This window comes from Rossellomorea aquimaris TF-12 (genome assembly GCF_001648555.1).
Classification (GTDB): domain Bacteria; phylum Bacillota; class Bacilli; order Bacillales; family Bacillaceae_B; genus Rossellomorea; species Rossellomorea aquimaris.
The window spans coordinates 1-1,194 of record NZ_LQXM01000014.1 but is presented as its reverse complement, the minus strand read 5'-3'; the positions used below and the strand labels follow the sequence as shown (position 1 = coordinate 1,194).

Genomic DNA, 1,194 nt, shown 5'->3' with positions numbered 1-1,194 from the left:
AGAGGAGTCGAACCCCTAACCTTTTGATCCGTAGTCAAACGCTCTATCCAATTGAGCTACGGGCGCTAATAAGCTATTTTGTTTTAAAAAACAATGGTGCCGAGGACCGGAATCGAACCGGTACGGTAGTCACCTACCGCAGGATTTTAAGTCCTGTGCGTCTGCCAGTTCCGCCACCCCGGCAAAATCTTCTGGAGCGAAAGACGGGATTCGAACCCGCGACCCCCACCTTGGCAAGGTGGTGTTCTACCACTGAACTACTTTCGCATATGAATGGTGCGGGTGAAGGGACTTGAACCCCCACGCCTTGCGGCGCCAGATCCTAAGTCTGGTGCGTCTGCCAATTCCGCCACACCCGCATGTGTAAATGGCAAGTTTTTTTGCTTTCGCAAAAAATAATGGTGAGCCATGAAGGACTCGAACCTTCGACCCTCTGATTAAAAGTCAGATGCTCTACCAACTGAGCTAATGGCTCTCAATAAAAATGAATTTGCGATGTAATCACAACTGAGCTAAAGTAAACAATAAACCAAATGGTGCCGGCAAGAGGACTTGAACCCCCAACCTACTGATTACAAGTCAGTTGCTCTACCAGTTGAGCTACACCGGCGTGTGTAAAAAATGGTGGAGGATGACGGGATCGAACCGCCGACCCTCTGCTTGTAAGGCAGATGCTCTCCCAGCTGAGCTAATCCTCCGAAATGTATCGCCTGGCGACGTCCTACTCTCACAGGGGGAGATCCCCCAACTACCATCGGCGCTGAAGAGCTTAACTTCCGTGTTCGGCATGGGAACGGGTGTGACCTCTTCGCAATAGTCACCAGACTGTTTATCCTTTTTTAAGGACAAGTACTATTATAACTCTTTTAGAGAAAATTTCAAGGGTTAATTTGAAAATTATTCTCTCAAAACTAGATAAAGAATTGATGTCAAGAAAGCCGAATATCGACCAATGTTGTTCATTTTTAAAATGATACTGTGTGGTTAAGTCCTCGATCGATTAGTATCAGTCAGCTCCACATGTCGCCATGCTTCCACCTCTGACCTATCTACCTAGTCATCTTCTAGGGATCTTACTCACATAAAGTGATGGGAAATCTCATCTCGAGGGGGGCTTCATGCTTAGATGCTTTCAGCACTTATCCCTTCCGCACATAGCTACCCAGCGATGCCTTTGGCAAGACAACTGGTACA

6 tRNA genes and 2 rRNA genes are annotated in these 1,194 nt (G+C 47.2%); all 8 read right to left on the bottom strand.

From position 1 onward, the window contains the following. Window positions 1–94 precede the first annotated feature (94 nt). Window positions 95–183 (bottom strand) — tRNA-Leu (locus IQI_RS01780). A gap of 9 nt (window positions 184–192) precedes the next feature. Further along, window positions 193–267 (bottom strand) — tRNA-Gly (locus IQI_RS01775). Window positions 268–274: 7 nt separating this feature from the next. After that, window positions 275–359 (bottom strand) — tRNA-Leu (locus tag IQI_RS01770). Between the two features lie 40 nt (window positions 360–399). Beyond that, window positions 400–475: transfer RNA gene (locus tag IQI_RS01765), tRNA-Lys, on the bottom strand. Window positions 476–534: 59 nt separating this feature from the next. After that, a tRNA-Thr gene (locus IQI_RS01760) sits at window positions 535–610 on the bottom strand. Window positions 611–622: 12 nt separating this feature from the next. Then, window positions 623–698, bottom strand: a tRNA-Val gene (locus IQI_RS01755). A gap of 10 nt (window positions 699–708) precedes the next feature. Next, window positions 709–825, bottom strand: a 5S ribosomal RNA gene (gene rrf / locus IQI_RS01750). Between the two features lie 155 nt (window positions 826–980). After that, window positions 981–1,194, bottom strand: a 23S ribosomal RNA gene (locus tag IQI_RS01745); the annotation flags it as partial.